Genomic DNA, 18,397 nt, shown 5'->3' on the forward strand with positions numbered 1-18,397 from the left:
TTGGCCCGTCAAAGAGGAATTTCATCGTTATTATTATCCCGACGCTTTCGCTTCGGATCTTCAGATTGTCGCTCAAAGTTGCCGCAACTGCCAAGACCTAATGCACAAGATTATACTATTTTTTAGTCCGCTTTCGGGCGTATGCTGATGGCAAATCACGTCTGTAGTAAGAAGGAACGTTATGACACCCGCAGTTAAGTTACTCGAAAAAAACAAGATTCCGTTTAACATTCACACCTACGATCACGATCCGAATGAAACTAACTTTGGCGATGAAGTGGTGCGTAAGCTCGGGCTAAACGCCGATCAGGTGTATAAAACGCTTTTGGTTGCCGTGAATGGTGATATGAAGCAACTGGCCGTCGCCGTGACGCCTGTAGCCGGGCAGCTGGATTTGAAAAAAGTCGCCAAAGCTCTGGGCGCGAAAAAGGTCGATATGGCCGACCCGATGGTGGCGCAACGCACCACGGGATATCTGGTCGGCGGGATCAGTCCGCTGGGACAGAAGAAACGGCTGCCCACGCTGATTGACGCGCCTGCCCGCACGTTTGCCACTATTTATGTTTCCGGTGGTAAACGCGGGCTGGATATTGAGCTGGCGGCTGACGATTTGGCCGCCATACTGGGTGCTAAATTCGCTGATATCGCGCGTCGGGATTAAGCCTGCGTAAAATACATTGCCGGATAGCGGCGCAAACGCCTTATCCGGCCTACAGCATATATAATCCGTAGGCCTTAAGGCTGCGCGCCATCAGGCAGAAATGGCTATCCGTACCGCTACAGCCAGCTCACCTCGCCTTTTGGCGTAAACGCCGCCGCATCCAGCGGTGAATTCTGCTGAATAAACTCTTTCAGCACTTCCGCGTCAATAAACCCGGTATTCACGTATCCCGGTTTGTTATCGATGCGCGGATAACCATCGCCGCCCGTGGCGTTGAAACTCAGCGTCGCCATGCGATAGGTTTTAGCCGGATCAACAGGCTCGCCTTTGATTTTCAGATCGGTGAGCTTGCCCTCTTTGGCGACAAAGCTCACATTGGCGAACTGTGGATAGGCGCCGGAGTCCGGTTTCATCTGCGCTACGGCGGTGAGATAATCAACCACCTCTTTACCGCTCATATCGGCATACACCACAATGTTGCCGAATGGCTGTACCTTGAGCACGCTTTTATAGGTAATATCTCCCGCCTCAATCGAGTCGCGAATACCGCCGCCGCTCATCACGCCAAAATCGGCGCCGGTGCGCGCGATCTGCGCAGCCAGAATCACCCGTCCCATATTGGTCTGGACAAATCTGACCTTACTGCGATCGCCTTCAAGAAGGCCATTCACGCTACCAATTTTCACCTCCAGTTGCGCTTTACCTTTATTCTGGAACGGCGTTAATAACGAGAGCATTTGCGGATTTTCGGCGATTTCCGGCGTGTAAAGTACACGCTCGCTTTTCCCGTTATCCCAGGTCACTTTTTTCTTGAGATTTACCGGAATAAGCTGGTAGTTAACCATTTTCATCTCGCCGTTACGGAATTCGAAATCCGCGCGGCCCACATATTTACCCCACTCATGCGCCTGCACGATCCAGATGCCATTTTGCTTATCCGGCGCGCAGGGCGTTCCCGGTACGTAATTCACCTGTTTTTTATTTTCCGACGCCATGCATACCGGGTCTTGTGAGTGACCGCCCACAATCATCGCCAACGAACCGGCAGGCAGGCTACGCGCCATCTCAACGTCGCCCGGCGCGTTCGAACCGTGATCGCCGTTGTCATAATGTCCCATATGCGTGGTCGCGATAATCACGTCCGGTTTTTCATTCATATTAAGTTCCTGAATCACCACCTTTGCTTCTTCAGCAGGTTTACGAAACTCAATATCGGTGAAATATTCCGGGTTGCCTATTTTCGCCGTGTCATCGGTGGTTAAGCCGATTACCGCGATTTTTATATCCTGGCGTGTAAAAATAGCCCACGGCTTAAACAGACGCTCGCCGGTACTTTTTTGATAAATATTGGCGGAAAGAAAGGGAAACTTCGCCCACTTTTCCTGCTGGCGCAATACGGTGAGCGGATTATCAAATTCATGATTACCGACGGCCATAGCGTCGTAGCCAATCAGATTCATCCCGCGGAAATCGGGCTCCGCATCCTGGAGATCGGATTCCGGCACCCCGGTATTAATGTCGCCGCCGGATAACAACAGGACGCTTCCCCCCTCTTGCGCCACCTCTTTACGGATACTGTCCACCAGCGTTTTTTGCGCCGCCAGACCATATTCGCCATATTCGCTGCGCCAGAAGTGACCGTGGTGATCGTTGGTATGCAGGATAGTAATTTTATAGGTTTTATCTTTTTCGTAAGCCTGTGCAGGCTGAGTCGTCAGCGCGAACGCCGCCAGTAACGCCAGCGCCACACCCCGTTTCAAAAATTTCATCTTTCTCTCCCTGACTCAATATCAACCGCAGAAATTACCTTTCCTTGCAATAATAGACAAATATGTTTTCAGAATTGAGACTTCCTTCAAACACATTTCACAGGTATGTTAGGCAAGTAATAATTACACATCCTACTATCTCCAACATCGCATAAAATTTAAGTGACTTTCTATGGCCATGAGTGAACCAACCCAGCCGTTAGCCGGCGCGCCCGCAGCGGCCGCTAAAGCACGTACTTCGTTTGGTATTTTGGGCGCGATCAGTCTTTCCCATCTGCTGAACGATATGATCCAGTCGCTAATCTTAGCCATTTATCCCCTGTTGCAGGCGGAGTTCTCACTGACTTTCGTCCAGATAGGTTTGATCACCCTGACGTTCCAGCTCGCCTCATCGCTACTGCAACCGGTCGTCGGCTACTGGACGGATAAATATCCCATGCCGTGGTCGCTGCCTGTCGGCATGTGTTTTACCCTGAGCGGGCTGGTACTGCTGGCAATGGCGGGAAGTTTTGGCGGCGTATTGCTCGCTGCGGCGCTGGTGGGTACCGGCTCGTCCGTTTTTCACCCGGAATCGTCCCGCGTGGCGCGCATGGCCTCCGGCGGACGTCATGGTCTGGCGCAGTCTATCTTCCAGGTCGGCGGTAACTTCGGCAGTTCATTGGGCCCGCTGCTGGCCGCCGTGATTATCGCGCCCTATGGCAAAGGGAATGTCGCCTGGTTTGTGCTGGCCGCGCTGCTGGCGATCGTGGTGCTGGCGCAGATCAGCCGCTGGTATGCCGCCCAGCACCGGATAGCGAAAGGCAAGCCAAAAGCGATAATCGCTAACCCGCTGCCGCGCAATAAAGTCGTGCTGGCGGTCAGCGTGTTATTGCTACTCATTTTCTCGAAATATTTTTATATGGCGAGCATCAGTAGCTATTACACCTTTTATCTGATGCAAAAATTCGGATTATCAATACAAAACGCGCAGCTCCATCTGTTTGCCTTCCTGTTTGCGGTGGCTGCCGGGACGGTAATCGGCGGGCCGGTGGGCGATAAAATCGGCAGGAAATATGTGATTTGGGGCTCTATTCTCGGCGTCGCGCCGTTTACCCTTGTTTTACCCTACGCCACACTGTACTGGACGGGGATTTTAACGGTGATTATCGGCTTTATTCTCGCGTCGGCGTTTTCCGCCATTCTGGTGTATGCCCAGGAGCTGCTGCCAGGACGCATCGGTATGGTTTCCGGCCTGTTTTTCGGGTTTGCCTTCGGGATGGGAGGCCTGGGCGCAGCGGTGCTGGGGCTGATTGCCGACCATACCAGTATCTATTTAGTTTATAAAATCTGTGCTTTCCTGCCGCTTCTGGGGATACTGACCATATTCTTACCTGATAATCGACATAAAGCATGATTTTATGGCGGTTAAAGGTACGCTTTAACCGCCTGTACATCCTGATGCCATCTTGCTTTGTCCATCCCATACTTATCACTTTTACGTTCCGTGCTCTTTTTGCCTTCAGATCGTATCTTTTTATAAAACACAACCATTTTTTATAAACATCCTGATTGAAATTGTCATAAACTATTACCCGGAGTTTTGGAGTCCAGCAACCAAAGGAGACGGAATGCATCACGCTACCCCGCTTATCACCACCATTGTCGGCGGCCTTGTGCTCGCTTTTATTCTCGGCATGATTGCCAACAAATTGCGTATTTCTCCACTGGTGGGATATCTGTTAGCGGGCGTTCTGGCGGGACCTTTTACCCCGGGTTTTGTTGCGGATACCAAACTGGCGCCGGAGCTGGCGGAGCTCGGCGTGATTCTATTGATGTTCGGCGTCGGGCTGCATTTTTCGCTGAAGGATTTGATGGCGGTAAAGTCTATCGCCATTCCCGGCGCTGTCGCTCAGATAGCGGTGGCGACGCTGCTGGGTATGGCGCTTTCCGCCGTGCTGGGATGGTCATTAATGACCGGCATCGTTTTTGGGCTCTGTCTGTCTACCGCCAGTACCGTCGTCCTGCTGCGCGCGCTTGAGGAGCGACAACTCCTTGATAGCCAGCGCGGGCAAATCGCCATCGGCTGGCTGATTGTCGAAGATCTGGTGATGGTACTGACGCTGGTCTTGCTGCCCGCCGTTGCCGGCATGGTGGAAAAAGGCGATGTCGGCATAGCCTCGCTGGCAGTCGATATGGGGATAACCATTGGTAAAGTGGTGGCGTTTATCGCCATCATGATGCTGGTCGGACGCCGCCTGGTGCCGTGGATTATGGCCCGCAGCGCCGCCACCGGCTCGCGCGAATTATTTACCCTTTCCGTACTGGCGCTGGCGTTAGGCATTGCGTTTGGCGCGGTAGAACTGTTTGACGTCTCTTTTGCGCTGGGCGCGTTCTTCGCTGGAATGGTGCTTAATGAGTCAGAACTGAGTCACCGGGCGGCGCACGATACGTTGCCGCTGCGCGACGCCTTTGCCGTCCTGTTTTTTGTTTCCGTCGGCATGTTGTTCGATCCGTTAGTCTTGATCCAACAGCCGCTGGCGGTGCTGGCGACGCTTGCCATTATCGTCTTTGGCAAATCGATCGCTGCGTTTTTCCTGGTGCGTATGTTCGGCCACTCGCCGCGAACCGCGCTGACCATTGCCGCCAGCCTGGCGCAAATCGGCGAGTTCGCCTTTATTCTCGCCGGACTCGGCATGGCGCTCAATCTGCTGCCGCAAGCGGGACAGAACCTGGTGCTGGCAGGCGCTATTTTGTCGATTATGCTTAATCCCGTACTGTTTACCCTGCTGGAGAAGTATCTGGCGAAAACCGAAACGCTGGAAGAGCAAACTCTGGAAGAGGCTATCGAAGAAGAGAAGCAAATTCCGGTGGATATCTGTAATCATGCCCTGCTGGTGGGTTTTGGCCGCGTAGGCAGTCTGCTGGGAGAAAAATTACTGGCGGCGGGGATTCCGCTGGTGGTTATCGAAACGTCCCGTACCCGCGTGGATGAACTGCGCGAACGCGGGATTCGCGCCGTGCTGGGCAACGCCGCTAACGAAGAAATCATGAATCTGGCGCATCTGGACTGCGCCCGCTGGCTGTTATTGACCATCCCCAACGGTTACGAAGCCGGTGAGATTGTCGCCTCAGCGCGGGAAAAAAGTCCTGATATCGAGATAATCGCCCGCGCACACTATGATGATGAAGTGAAATATATTACCGAGCGGGGAGCCAATCAGGTAGTGATGGGCGAGCGAGAAATTGCCCGGGCGATGTTGGAACTGCTTGAAACGCCGCCCGCAGGTGAAGTCGTCGCCAGTTAAGGGTTTGCCGGGCGGCCCGATGCGCGCAGCGCCATCGGGCAAGCCAGATTAGCGATCCCAGTACGACTCTTCCAGGCTGTCCTCACGTTCCGGCAGCCCGCGTGTCAGACGCGGAGAATGCTGGTTCAGTACCTGATAACTGACACGGTTAGCATATTTACACACCTGCGCCAGCGACGAATAGGTCAGCCAGGTAAATTTGTGCTTACTGGAGTTCGGTACGTTGCTACGATGGTAACTGTTCGCCGTAATATCGTGCAGCAGCGCCGCCAGCGCGCCATCGCCCGCGCCGTTGGTGTTCATGATTTTTTCCGGCCCGCCCATATACGGCGCAATATGCGAATAAACGCGCAGCGGATTAATACAATCTTTATGGCGCATTGCCCGGCTAAATTCATACTGGTTAAATTCAGCAATAGCTCCCGGTAGCAGCGGATGCTGGGTTTTACGTTTTGCTTCCTCTTCGGTGAAGCCCGCCATATATAACCCTATCGGCCCGGCGGTGCATAACACCAGGTCGACCCAGTCCAGCGCCTTATCCGCCGCCAGCAGCGGGTCGTTTTCGCCGGTCAGCGCTTCCGCTTCTTCTTCATTCATTGCCAGAATCGAGACATTCTCTTTGAGAAACGCCTGCCACCACTGCGGATTATCGGCGATCACAAATTTGGTGCCCAGCGTCATGACAACCGGCACGTTATGCTTTTTCGCGTATTCGATCGCTTTCATCGTCGCGTCAGGCATCGGTTCGCCAGGCTTACAGCGCACCAGATATGAGGTCAACACCAGAGCGGAAGCGCCAGCGATCACCGCTTCCGGAATACTTTCCGCCCGTAGCTGATTCATATGGCCGGGGCTGATAGCGAAGGTACGCTCGCCGGATTCGCCAATCAGCGTGAAACAGCGGCCAATCGGGCCATCTACCGCTTGCAGATAATTCAGGTCGGTACGGCTGGAAGTATTACACAGGTAGCGATAAGCGTAGCTGCCAATCTCAATGTTGCTGCACATCACGCCCAGTAACACCGAACGGTCATCCGCCAGTACCGAGTAATTGTGCATCGTATTGCCTATGGTGCCGCCAGCAAACTGATGGGTGATCAGATTTTCCCGCGTTAGTTCCTGATACAGCTTCTCCGCCATCTCGTCTTCTATCACCAGAGAATGCCCGGCGCTTAATCCATAGCGTGTAATAAAATCGTCATCCACTTTCGCCTCAATATCCACCAACGTCTGGTCGATACCGACGACCCAGGAGGCGTTGGTTTCCTGTTCTGGCTGAATTTGTTGCAACAACGGGTCACGCGCATTGACGGGAAAATAGTGTTTGGATTTACGTTTACCGGGAAATTTCATGATTGTGCTTACGGATGAATAACGGAGCGCTGCATGGTAGCACATTCCCCCCGCTGCGCGCGACGGACGATGGCGTTTCAATATCGGACGACGAGATCGCAGTTTCTCCAGCCGCGTTTTTTACAATGGTTCACTTTCACAAGGAGCGTTTTATGAAGCCGGAAAATAAAATTCCCGTACTCACCCGACTGTCTGACGAAATGACAGCCGTCGTAAACTTCCAGCAACCAGGCCTTCCCCCCTGGCCTGCCGATGGCGATATTGAGACCCAGCGTCAGTATTATCTTCTTGAGCGCCGTTTCTGGAATGCCGACGCGCCGTCCATGACCACCCGCACCTGCGCCGTCCCTACGCCTTATGGCGATGTAACAACCCGGCTCTACTCGCCGCAGCCGACCAGTCAGGCCACCTTATACTATCTGCACGGCGGCGGATTTATCCTCGGTAATCTGGATACGCATGACCGGATAATGCGTCTGCTGGCGCGTTATACCGGCTGCACCGTGATCGGTATTGATTATTCGCTGTCGCCGCAAGCGCGTTATCCGCAGGCCATTGAAGAAACCGTCGCGGTATGCAGCTACTTCTCTCAACATGCCGATGAATACTCGCTCAACGTGGAGAAAATCGGTTTCGCCGGAGATTCCGCAGGCGCCATGCTGGCGCTTGCCAGCGCGCTCTGGTTACGTGATAAGCACATTCGCTGCGGTAACGTTATCGCGATTCTGTTGTGGTATGGGCTGTATGGGTTGCAGGATTCGGTAAGCCGCCGTCTGTTCGGCGGCGCATGGGACGGCCTGACGCGTGAAGATCTGGACATGTACGAAAAGGCCTATCTGCGTAACGATGAAGATCGGGAATCGCCCTGGTATTGTCTGTTTAATAACGATCTCACGCGCGATGTGCCGCCCTGCTTTATTGCCAGCGCGGAGTTTGATCCGCTCATTGATGACAGCCGCTTGCTGCACCAGACATTACAGGCGCACCAGCAGCCCTGCGAATACAAAATGTATCCCGGCACGCTGCACGCCTTTCTGCACTATTCGCGAATGATGACAATCGCCGACGATGCCTTGCAGGACGGCGCGCGATTCTTTATGGCGAGGATGAAGACGCCGCGTTAACGGTACGGCGCCGTGAGTTTCAGCATCATATCAATATGTTCCGGCGTCGCGTTCAGCGCCGGAATGTACGCATATTTTTTACCGCCCGCTTCAAGGAAAATCTCGCGGTTCTGTTCCGCTATCTCTTCCAGCGTCTCCAGACAATCCGCGGCAAATCCCGGACACATAACCTGAATATGGCCAGTCCCCTTTTCACCCAACATTTTTAGCGTTTCATCGGTGTACGGCGTCAGCCACGGTTCACGGCCAAAGCGCGACTGGAACGTCATCATTACCTTTTCCGGCGGCAGTCCCAATGCGGAAACCAGTTCGCGCGTGGTATCGCGACAGCGCTGCGGGTAGTCATCGCCTTCATCCGCATAACGTTGTGGAATGCCGTGATAGGAGAGCAGAAGCACATCCGGCTCGCCGTGTCTGGCGAACGACTCACGCGCGCTTTTCGCCAGCGCATCGATATAAGCGCTGTCATCTGCGTAATCGCGAATAAATGAGATACCGGGAATACGACGTTTACGCGCCAGTATCCGCCCCAGTTCGTCCCAGACTGCGCCCACCGTTGAGCAAGAGTATTGCGGGTACAACGGCAGCACGACGATATGGTCGACGTCGCTTGCTAACAGTTCATCGACAGCGCTTTCCAGCGAGGGCGAGCCGTAGCTCATCCCCAGCGCGACGGGCGTGTCTGGCAACCGCGCGGCCAGCGCCTGTTGCTGTTCGCGGCTATATACCATGAGCGGCGAACCGCCATCCATCCAGATAGATTGATAGAGTTTCGCGACGCGCGGCGAACGCAGCGGTAAAATAACGCCACGCAGCAGCGGCCACCACAGCAGACGAGGAGTATCCACCACGCGTCTGTCGCTTAAAAATTGTTTCAGGTAGCGCTTTACCGCTTCGGGAGTTGGGGCATCTGGCGTGCCAAGGTTAGCCAGCAGGATACCGGTTTTCGTCTGACGCATTGCCGCCTCTTATCTATTCAAATTGTTGATAATTGTAGCGGAAAAGTGATAAAGAAGAACTAATTGCTGCGAGAGGTAAGACGAGAATTCGCCGAATGGCGCTAACGATACCAGCAGGCCGGATAAGGCGTTCAGGCCGCCATCCGGCACCGATTGCCTGATGGCGCTACGCTTATCAGGCTTGCGGGATAATGGCAGGCCTGATAAGCGGTTCACTACGCGAAAAAATTAACCGAGGATTTTTTCCAGCGCTGCGCGCACGTCGGCAACGGCCTGCGTACCGTCAACTTTAGCGTATTTGGTGTTGCCCGCTTCCGCTTCTTTCTGGTAGTAGCCAATCAGCGGCGCGGTCATCTGATGATATTCCACCAGACGTTTGCGAACGGTCTCTTCCTGATCGTCTTTACGGGTCGTCAGATCTTCACCGGTGACGTCATCTTTGCCTTCTACTTTCGGCGGATTAAACTTAACGTGGTAAACGCGGCCAGAGGCGGCGTGTACGCGACGACCCACAATACGGTCAACGATCAGTTCGTCCGGTACGTCGAATTCCAGCACGTAATCCACCACAATACCCGCTTCTTTCATTGCGTCAGCCTGCGGGATCGTGCGCGGGAAACCGTCCAGCAGAAAACCGTTACGGCAGTCTTCCTGGGCGATACGCTCTTTAACCAGCGCAATCACCAGTTCATCGGTCACCAGTTTACCGGCGTCCATGATATCTTTCGCCTGTTTGCCCAACTCGGAGCCTGATTTCACTGCGGCGCGCAGCATATCGCCAGTGGAGATTTGCGGAATACCATATTTCTCCATGATGAACTGAGCCTGAGTTCCTTTACCCGCGCCCGGAGCGCCAAGCAGAATAATACGCATTACGAAAATCCCCTCAAAGGTTGTCGATATTTTTTAAAAAGCGCTAAACGATACCACCATCACGCATTTCGCTCAAGGAAGCCGCCTGATGCTGAAACGGTTAACGAAGAGAAATCCAGAAAAGAGAAGGTATTATAAAAAATGCCGGATGGCGCTGGCGCTTATCCGGCCTACAAACAGTACTCGCCCGTAGGCCGGATAAGATGCTTCGCGTCGCCATCCGGCAGTCACAAAACAGTACCCGTCCGTAGGCCGGATAAGACGCTTCGCGTCGCTATCCGGCAATCACAAAACAGTACCCGCCCGTAGGCCGGATAAGACGCTTCGCGTCGCCATCCGGCAGTCACAAAACAGTACCCGTCCGTAGGCCGGATAAAACGTTTCACGTCGCCATCCGGCAGTCACAAAACAGTACCCGTCCGTAGGCCGGATAAGACGCTTCGCGTCGCTATCCGGCAATCAGATGAGCGTTATCAGGACACCAGCAACTGGTTCATACGGCGGATAAACTGGTTCGGATCTTCCAGCGTACCGCGTTCAGCGAACAGCGCCTGATCCAGCAGCAGCTCGACCCACTCTTTAAACTGCGCTTCATCCTTGGTATCGGCAGTGCGTTTGACCAGCACATGATCCGGGTTGAGCTCAAAGATGTATTTCACTTCCGGCACGGACTGACCGGCCGCGGCGAACAGTTTCGCCATCTGGGTGCTCATTTCATCCGCATCGGTGGTGACAATCGCCGGCGTGTCGGTTAAACGGTGCGTCAGACGCACCTCTTTCACGCGATCGCCCAGCAGGGTTTTGACTCGCTCCACGAACGGCTCAAGCGCCTTTTCCGCTTCTTTCGCATTTTCGTCGACTTCATCCGCCAGTTTTTCGATGGACTCATCGGCTTTAGCGACCGACTGGAATGCTTTACCGTCAAACTCGGTCAGGTAGTTCATCATCCACTCGTCGATGCGATCGGAGAGCAGCAGCACTTCGATGCCTTTCTTACGCAGCAGTTCCAGGTGCGGGCTGTTTTTCGCCGCCGCATAGCTGTCTGCGGTGATGTAGTAGATTTTTTCCTGCCCTTCTTTCATCCGGGAGACGTAATCTTCCAGCGACACGGTCTGGGCGGAAGAGTCGGTATGGGTGGAGGCAAAGCGCAACAGTTTAGCGATCGCTTCCTGGTTGGCGTGATCTTCCGCCGGGCCTTCTTTCAGCACCAGACCGAACTGTTTCCAGAAGGTTTGGTATTTTTCCGCGTCGTCTTTCGCCAGTTTTTCCAACATTTGCAGAACGCGTTTGGTCAGAGCGCTACGCAGATTACGCGTTACCGTGCTGTCCTGCAGGATTTCACGGGAGACGTTCAACGGCAGGTCATTAGAATCAATCAGGCCGCGCACGAAACGCAGATAGTTCGGCATGAACTGCTCGGCATCGTCCATAATGAACACGCGCTGTACGTACAGCTTCAGACCATGTTTGTGATCGCGGTTCCACAGATCCCACGGCGCCTGCGACGGGATATACAGCAGGCTGGTGTACTCCTGCTTACCTTCCACGCGGTTGTGGCTCCAGGTCAGCGGATCGGTGAAATCATGCGCGATGTGCTTGTAAAACTCGTTGTACTCGTCGTCTTTAATTTCCGACTTGTTGCGGGTCCACAACGCCTGAGCCTTGTTGATTTTCTCCCAGGAAATCACGGTTTCGCCGTCTTTTTCTTCCCGTTTTTCAATCTCTACCGGCAATGCGATGTGATCGGAATATTTACTGATAATCGAGCGTACGCGCCAGTCATCGAGGAATTCATCTTCGCCTTCACGCAGGTGTAGGGTGATTTCCGTACCACGGTCATTTTTGGTGATATCGGCAACGGTGTATTCGCCTTCGCCTGCCGATTCCCAGAACACGCCATTTTCCGGCTTGTCGCCTGCCGCACGGGTACGTACGGTCACTTTATCGGCCACAATAAACGCGGAGTAGAAGCCTACGCCAAACTGACCGATGAGCTGGCTATCTTTCGCCTGATCGGACCCCATTGATTCGAGGAAAGATTTGGTGCCGGACTTGGCAATGGTGCCTAAGTGGTCAATCACCTCATCACGATTCATCCCCACGCCGTTATCGGCAATGGTCAACGTACGCTTATCTTTATCGAAAGAGACGCGCACACGCAGCTCGCCATCTCCTTCATACAGGTCCGGGTTTGACAGAGCGCGGAAACGCAGCTTGTCCGCCGCATCTGAGGCGTTAGAGATGAGTTCACGCAGGAAGATTTCTTTATTGGAATAAAGAGAATGGATCATCAGGTGCAGAAGCTGTTTAACTTCTGACTGAAAACCACGCGTTTCTTGTCCTTTCATGTGGATAGACCTCAACAATGCCATTTTTAATGGTAAAAATACGTTGAGGGTGAGATGGGGACAAGCGGGTGTGATTTCAAGCGGAGGCCGCGAATGCCGCCTCCGTTTGTTCAGAAAATAATCTTATGGCGTCCCGCCAGCGAGTGGGACAGCGTCGTACCGTCGACCATCTCCAGTTCGCCGCCAACCGGCACGCCGTGGGCGATACGACTGGCTTCGACGCCGGCCTCCGCGCACAGCTCGGCAATATAGTTCGCGGTAGCCTCCCCTTCAACCGTCGGGTTGGTCGCGAGGATCAGCTCACTAATTTTTTCTGACGCCAGCCGCTGTTCCAGACGATCGAGACCGATATCATCCGGCCCGATGCCGTCCAGCGGCGACAGGTGGCCCATCAGCACGAAATACCGCCCGGAAAATTGCCCGGTCTGCTCAATGGCGTAGATATCCGCAGGACTCTCCACCACGCAAATCTGGCCGTTTTCCTGACGCCGCGGGTTCGAGCAGATATTACAGACATCCTGCTCGGTAAAGGTGCGGCAGTCGGCGCAGTGGCCGATTTCCGACATCGCCCGGGTCAGCGCCTGCGCCAGGCGCATTCCGCCGCTGCGATCGCGCTGCAACAGGGTAAACGCCATCCGCTGCGCCGACTTAGGGCCGACGCCCGGAAGGCAGCGCAACGCTTCCATAAGCTGAGTTAACAGCGGACTGGTTTGCATCAGAATGGCATCTTAAAGCCTGGCGGCAGTTGCATACCGGAAGAGACGGAGGCCATCTTCTCTTTTTGCGTCTCTTCAATGCGGCGCGCCGCATCGTTAAAGGCCGCAGCGACCAGATCTTCCAGCATCTCTTTGTCATCTTCCAGCAGGCTTGGGTCAATTTCCACGCGGCGGCAGTTATGCGCGCCGTTGATGGTAACCTTCACCAGACCCGCGCCGGATTCGCCGGTCACTTCCAGCTGCGCAATCTCTTCCTGCATTTTCTGCATTTTTTCCTGCATCTGCTGGGCCTGCTTCATCAGATTGCCCAGACCGCCTTTTCCAAACATAAGCTCTCTCTCTTGATGGTTCACAATCGCAAGCCGGGCTTACGATCAAATGGGGCGGATACTCTCTTCATCCAGCTCGGCGTCGAAGAATCGACGCAGCGTCTGAATGTTATTATCCGCGATAATTGACTCACGCGCTTGCGCGAGTTTCTCTTCATAAATGGCCTGACGCCATTCCAGCGGCGTACGCACCGCGGGATTATCATCTTCAACGATGGTCAGTTCAACCGTCGTTCCCGTCAGATCGCTGAGCGCTTGCGCCAGCTTTTGCTGCGCGCCGCTGGAATTGAGGTGCCGCTGCGTCGAGCGCAGATGCAGACAAACCGCGTTGCCGTTCTGCTCCTTCCAGGCATTGAGCGCCACCTGCTCCACCAGCTTAGGCAAAGAAAGCTGGCTTACCTGCGCCGCCCACGGATCGCGCTCAATCGCTTCCGCCGCCAGTTTAGCCGCCAGCTCCGGCGTTTTTTCATGCTCCAGAGCTTTCTTAAGCGCTTTTGGCGTAGCCACCACTTCTTTGGTTTGTACTACCGGCGTGGTGGCCTTCCAGCGATAAGCCTCTTTCTTTACTGGCGCCGTTTCCAGCGCAGACGGCGCCGGGCGCGCCTGTACGCGCTCCGAAACCGAGGCCAGCCGCTCCAGCGCAGAGTTATTCACCGGCCGCGCGCGGGATGCGGCTGCCGGTTCACTCTTTTTTGTTTTGGTTACTCCCTGCGCGCGCTGTAGCTGATTGCGCGCCGCCAGCACCTGACTGGTAGACGCCGGCAGCGGCGCTGGCGATGTCTGCGGCGCGGGCGCCGACGGCTGCTGCACCTGCGGCGGCGTCATTACCGCCGTTGGGGCCACGGGCGCAAAAGACTGCCGCGGCGTTTCAGGCTCCGGCAAGGGCATACGCGGGTGAAACGCCAGCGCACGCAGTAACGTCATTTCAACGCCCATCCGCCGGTCCGGCGCCCAGGGCAATTCTTTGCGACCAATCAACAACGTCTGATAATAGAGCTGAAGATCGCCGGGAGGCACCGTCCGGGCAAGTTCGCGCATCCGTTGCTCGATAGCCGCCATATCGCTGCCTAACGCGGCAGGAGAAAGTTGCACCATCGCAATACGGTGCAGCAGGCTAAGCATTTCGACCAGCAGCGCTTCCCATTCAATACCGCGCGCCGCCGCCTCGTTGATAAGCGACATGACGCGTTCGCCGTTAGCGTCAACCACCGCCTCGACTAATGACAAAGCCTGGTCGTCGTCCAGCGTACCGAGCATGGCGCTTACCGCCTGCGTCGAAACCTGCCCGTCGCCGCTGGCGATCGCCTGGTCAGTCAGACTTAATGCATCGCGCAGGCTGCCGTCAGCCGCCCGTGATAACAACTGCAACGCGCGGGGTTCGTGAGCGATATGTTCCTCATTGAGAATATGCTCAAGCTGATGGCGAATCTGTTCAACATCCAGCGCTTTGAGATGAAACTGTAGGCAGCGCGACAAAATGGTCACCGGCAGCTTCTGCGGATCGGTGGTCGCCAGTAAAAATTTCACATGCGCTGGCGGCTCTTCAAGCGTTTTAAGTAGCGCATTAAAGCTGTGGCGCGACAGCATGTGGACTTCATCGATCAGATAGACTTTAAAGCGACCGCGCGCAGGCGCGTACTGGACGTTATCCAGCAGGTCGCGGGTGTCTTCGACTTTGGTACGCGATGCGGCGTCAATCTCAATGAGATCGACAAAACGCCCCTGCTCAATTTCCCGACAGTTATCGCAAACGCCGCACGGCGTCGCGGTAATACCGGTTTCGCAGTTCAGCCCCTTCGCCAGCAGTCGGGCGATAGAGGTTTTACCGACGCCGCGCGTGCCGGAAAAAAGATATGCGTGATGAATGCGCCCTAACGACAAGCCGTTCGCCAGTGCGGTCAGCACATGTTCCTGGCCGACGACGTCAGCAAAGGTTTGTGGGCGCCATTTTCTGGCTAAGACCTGATAACTCATTGGCAGGCTCTGAAACGCTGGAAGGTGGATTCATAGAAGGGTAATGCTAACACAACCTCGCCGATACAGCGAGGTTGTCTCTCTGGCTAAAATAGCAGTGCGGATAGCCTGAATCAATGCCCTGGAAACGGCACCAGGCTATAACAGGTAATCCCCTGCTTTTCCAGACGCTGCTCGCCGCCCAGATCGAACAAATTGATGATGAACGCCGCATCGGTGACTTTCCCGCCCAGACGACGGATCAGCTTCACGGTCGCCTCAATGGTGCCGCCAGTCGCCAGCAGATCGTCCACGACCAGCACGTTGTCGCCAGGTTTAATCGCGTCGACATGGATTTCCAGCTGATCGGTGCCGTACTCTAATTCATAGGTCTCGGCAATAGTTTCACGCGGTAATTTGCGCGGTTTACGTACCGGAACAAAACCAACGCCCAGCCCAAGCGCAACCGGCGCGCCAAACAGGAAGCCACGCGCTTCGGTGCCGACCACTTTGGTGATACCCGCATTTTTATAACGCTCAACCAACAGTTCAATACTGAGCGCGTAGGCTTTCGGGTCTTCCAGTAAGCTGGTGACATCACGGAAAAGAATGCCCGGTTTCGGGTAATCCTGAATGCTTTTGATGCTGTTTTTGAGAAACTCAAGCTGCTGTGCAGTCGCGGTCATGGATATATGCCTGCTAAGTACGGTGTTACTCACGGCGCAATACTTTTCGGTCAGGGGTAACGCTCGGTTACTCTTTGACCGCCTGCGCCTGTGCTCGAAAACGGTCGAATTTACTGGCTGTGAACGACAATTGCAACAGCGATTCGTGTGCTTCAGCGCTTTTGTTGCTTTTCATCAATCACCGGTATCCGCCACATAAAAATCAGCAGACAGGCCAAAATAACCAACAGCAGCACCCGCACCCACATCATATTCACCAGCCACAGCGATATACCAAAGGTCAGCAATATCAACGCGATCGCTCGCGGTTTCGCTCCCGGCGGCATGGCCCGATAGCGCTGCCAGTGGCGCAGATAACCGCCAAACCATGAGCGGTATAACAACCAGGCATGGAAACGCGGCGACGAGCGGGCGAAACACCAGGCCGCCAGTAAAATGAACGGCGTAGTCGGTAACAGGGGCAAAACCACGCCCAGTGTCCCTAATACTACCGCCAGCCAGCCAATGATGATTAAAATAGTACGTTGCATAATGCGAATCGTTATCAAACAGAAGGCTACTGTAGCACAGCCTGTCTTATTTTCATCGGGGTGTTGAATTGAAAACCGCTATGCTGTTACAGACGCTGGAAGAGAGGCTGGCGACGCTACGCCAACGCTGCGCGCCGCTGGCGCAACATGCGACGTTAAGCGCGCGCTTTGACCGACACCTTTTCCGTACCCGCAGTACTCTGTTGCAGGGATATCTGGAAGAGGCAGGCGCCAATCTCGTCGCGTTGCGTCAGGCGGTAAAACATGAGCAACTGCCGCAAGTCGCCTGGCTGGCGGAACATCTGGCTTCGCAACTGGAGGCGATATCGCGTGAAACCGCCGCCTGGTCGCTGCGCCAGTGGGACACCGCCGCGCCAGGGCTTGGCCGTTGGCAGCGCAGACGAATACAGCATCAGGAGTTTGAACGTCGACTACTGGCGATGACACAGGAGCGCAAAATTCGTCTGGCGCAGGCGACCGGCCTTGTCGAACAACAAACGCTGCAAAAGGAAGTCGAGATCTATGAAGGACGGCTGGCGCGTTGCCGACATGCGCTGGAGAAAATAGAAAACGTACTGGCGCGTTTAACCCGTTAATCCTGGAGAAAGTATGTCGCTTGAAAATGCCCCTGATGAAGTCAAACTGGCCGTGGATTTAATTGTGCTGCTTGAAGAGAATCGCTTACCGGCACGAACGGTGCTACGCGCGCTGGAAATAGTTATGCGTGATTATGAAAACAAGTTAAAAAGTACGGAAGACGACTCGCAAACAGAGTAATTGCCCCCTGGTTTGTCCTCGTTGTCGCTGACAAAGTGGTCGCCACAGTCAGGCAACAAGGGACGGGTCATGGAACGTCTACCCACCACACCGCACGATGCGGTATTTCGACAAATGCTGATGCAAAAAGAGGTCGCCCGCGACTTTCTGGCTATCCACTTGCCAGAAGCCTTTCTTGCAATCTGCGATCTGGATTCACTGAAGCTGGAGTCAGGGAGTTTTGTTGAAGACAATTTACGCAGCCGCTATTCAGATATTCTCTACTCTCTGCATACCCAACACGGCCCCGGGTATGTTTACGCGCTCATTGAACATCAGAGCAAATCAGACCGGCTGATGGCTTTTCGCCTGATGCGGTACGCCATTGCCGCCATGCAGCGTCATCTGGATGCCGGCCATGATACCTTGCCGCTGGTGGTGCCAATCCTCTTTTATCACGGTCCGGAAAGCCCGTGGCCCTATAGCCTTAACTGGCATAATATGTTTGTGAAACCGGATATGGCGAAGGCCTTATACAGCTGCGAATTTGCGCTGGTCGACCTGACGACAATGCCGGATAATCAGCTTTTGCAGCATCGGCGGATAGCGATGTTAGAGCTCCTGCAAAAACATATTCGTCAACGCGATTTAAGCGAACTGCTCGACCCCCTTATCACGCTTTTAACGCAGGATCATTTGACGGACACGCAGCTCAGTGTGTTGATCAACTATATGTTGAAAGCAGGAAACGCCGCAGAACCCGGGGCGCTAATTCGTCAACTGGCGCAGGGCGCGCCGCAGTATAAGGAACAACTGATGACAATAGCGGAATGGCTGGAAGAAAAAGGCCGAACGGAAGGGTTGCAAAAGGGCCTGCAAAAAGGCCTTGAGCAAGGGTTAGCACAAGGCCGAGAGGCCGAAGCGCGCGCTATTGCCCGCAAAATGCTTGCCAACGGGCTGGAACCCGGGCTCATCGCCAGCGTCACCGGCATTACGCCGGAAGAGCTTTCTACGCTTTCGCATTAGCGGCGCCGCGCGCACTCATAAAGCGCGCAG

The 18,397-nt window shown here is 54.6% G+C and carries 17 protein-coding genes and 1 other annotated feature; of the genes, 7 read left to right on the forward strand and 10 right to left on the reverse strand.

The features are described from left to right. Positions 1-181: 181 nt before the first annotated feature. Positions 182-661, forward strand: a complete 480-nt coding sequence (gene ybaK, locus EOS98_RS16620) for a Cys-tRNA(Pro)/Cys-tRNA(Cys) deacylase YbaK (protein WP_000186618.1) — start codon at positions 182-184, stop codon at positions 659-661. 116 nt (positions 662-777) lie between these two features. Here ybaK and ushA read toward each other — a convergent pair whose 3' ends face one another. Beyond that, positions 778-2,430 carry a bifunctional UDP-sugar hydrolase/5'-nucleotidase UshA gene (gene ushA, locus EOS98_RS16625; protein WP_000670398.1) on the reverse strand — a complete coding sequence of 551 codons (1,653 nt, stop codon included), beginning with the start codon at positions 2,428-2,430 and terminating at the stop codon, positions 778-780. 172 nt (positions 2,431-2,602) lie between these two features. On the opposite strand from ushA, the gene EOS98_RS16630 reads away from it, so the two are divergent. Both EOS98_RS16630 and ybaL read left to right on the forward strand, forming a co-directional pair. Then, on the forward strand, positions 2,603-3,823 hold the full coding sequence (locus EOS98_RS16630; RefSeq protein WP_001251593.1) for an MFS transporter: 1,221 nt from the start codon (positions 2,603-2,605) through the stop codon (positions 3,821-3,823). A 214-nt stretch (positions 3,824-4,037) separates the two neighbouring features. Then, entirely contained in the window at positions 4,038-5,714 is a 1,677-nt protein-coding gene (ybaL, locus tag EOS98_RS16635) for a YbaL family putative K(+) efflux transporter (RefSeq protein WP_000546202.1), read from the forward strand. A 48-nt stretch (positions 5,715-5,762) separates the two neighbouring features. Here the strand turns inward: ybaL and gsk are convergent, their stop codons facing one another. Next, the gene (gene gsk, locus EOS98_RS16640; RefSeq protein WP_080232262.1) at positions 5,763-7,067 is read right to left on the reverse strand and encodes an inosine/guanosine kinase; all 1,305 of its coding nucleotides are present in this window, start codon (positions 7,065-7,067) and stop codon (positions 5,763-5,765) included. A gap of 152 nt (positions 7,068-7,219) precedes the next feature. On the opposite strand from gsk, the gene aes reads away from it, so the two are divergent. Further along, positions 7,220-8,191 (forward strand): acetyl esterase, encoded by a 972-nt coding sequence (gene aes / locus EOS98_RS16645; protein ID WP_000801786.1) that lies wholly within the window; start codon positions 7,220-7,222, stop codon positions 8,189-8,191. On the opposite strand, the gene hemH is transcribed toward aes, so the two are convergent. The 8 genes from hemH to EOS98_RS16690 form a co-directional block, all read right to left on the reverse strand. Continuing rightward, entirely contained in the window at positions 8,188-9,150 is a 963-nt protein-coding gene (hemH, locus tag EOS98_RS16650; protein ID WP_001250083.1) for a ferrochelatase, read from the reverse strand. The two genes, aes and hemH, sit on opposite strands and share 4 nt — an antisense overlap. A 228-nt stretch (positions 9,151-9,378) precedes the next feature. Further along, positions 9,379-10,023, reverse strand: coding sequence for an adenylate kinase (gene adk / locus EOS98_RS16660; protein WP_001220237.1), 645 nt, complete (start codon positions 10,021-10,023; stop codon positions 9,379-9,381). Between the two features lie 473 nt (positions 10,024-10,496). Beyond that, complete coding sequence (gene htpG, locus EOS98_RS16665; RefSeq protein ID WP_001682145.1) at positions 10,497-12,371, reverse strand: molecular chaperone HtpG; 1,875 nt, start codon at positions 12,369-12,371, stop codon at positions 10,497-10,499. A gap of 110 nt (positions 12,372-12,481) precedes the next feature. Continuing rightward, on the reverse strand, positions 12,482-13,087 hold the full coding sequence (recR, locus tag EOS98_RS16670) for a recombination mediator RecR (RefSeq protein ID WP_001195023.1): 606 nt from the start codon (positions 13,085-13,087) through the stop codon (positions 12,482-12,484). After that, positions 13,087-13,416: a YbaB/EbfC family nucleoid-associated protein gene (locus tag EOS98_RS16675; RefSeq protein ID WP_000467098.1), complete on the reverse strand. Its 330-nt coding sequence runs from the start codon at positions 13,414-13,416 to the stop codon at positions 13,087-13,089. The genes recR and EOS98_RS16675 overlap by 1 nt, the downstream gene beginning before the upstream one ends. A 45-nt stretch (positions 13,417-13,461) precedes the next feature. Beyond that, complete coding sequence (gene dnaX / locus EOS98_RS16680; RefSeq protein ID WP_000121967.1) at positions 13,462-15,390, reverse strand: DNA polymerase III subunit gamma/tau; 1,929 nt, start codon at positions 15,388-15,390, stop codon at positions 13,462-13,464. Beyond that, positions 14,065-14,129: a sequence feature (DnaX frameshifting element), on the reverse strand. (Overlaps the previous gene by 65 nt.) A gap of 113 nt (positions 15,391-15,503) precedes the next feature. Beyond that, complete coding sequence (apt, locus tag EOS98_RS16685) at positions 15,504-16,055, reverse strand: adenine phosphoribosyltransferase (protein WP_000127350.1); 552 nt, start codon at positions 16,053-16,055, stop codon at positions 15,504-15,506. 152 nt (positions 16,056-16,207) lie between these two features. Next, a complete protein-coding gene (locus EOS98_RS16690) occupies positions 16,208-16,585 on the reverse strand; it encodes a DUF454 family protein (protein ID WP_001189860.1) in 378 nt (125 codons plus the stop codon). A 68-nt stretch (positions 16,586-16,653) separates the two neighbouring features. On the opposite strand from EOS98_RS16690, the gene priC reads away from it, so the two are divergent. The 3 genes from priC to EOS98_RS16705 all read left to right on the forward strand — a co-directional run bounded on the left by priC (position 16,654) and on the right by EOS98_RS16705 (position 18,367). After that, positions 16,654-17,181, forward strand: a complete 528-nt coding sequence (gene priC, locus EOS98_RS16695; protein WP_076735411.1) for a primosomal replication protein N'' — start codon at positions 16,654-16,656, stop codon at positions 17,179-17,181. A 13-nt stretch (positions 17,182-17,194) separates the two neighbouring features. After that, complete coding sequence (rsmS, locus tag EOS98_RS16700; RefSeq protein WP_000051161.1) at positions 17,195-17,362, forward strand: pleiotropic regulatory protein RsmS; 168 nt, start codon at positions 17,195-17,197, stop codon at positions 17,360-17,362. 69 nt (positions 17,363-17,431) lie between these two features. Then, entirely contained in the window at positions 17,432-18,367 is a 936-nt protein-coding gene (locus tag EOS98_RS16705; protein ID WP_000440504.1) for an Rpn family recombination-promoting nuclease/putative transposase, read from the forward strand. Positions 18,368-18,397 lie beyond the last annotated feature (30 nt).

This window comes from Salmonella sp. SSDFZ69, assembly GCF_004010755.1.
Taxonomy (GTDB): domain Bacteria; phylum Pseudomonadota; class Gammaproteobacteria; order Enterobacterales; family Enterobacteriaceae; genus Salmonella; species Salmonella enterica.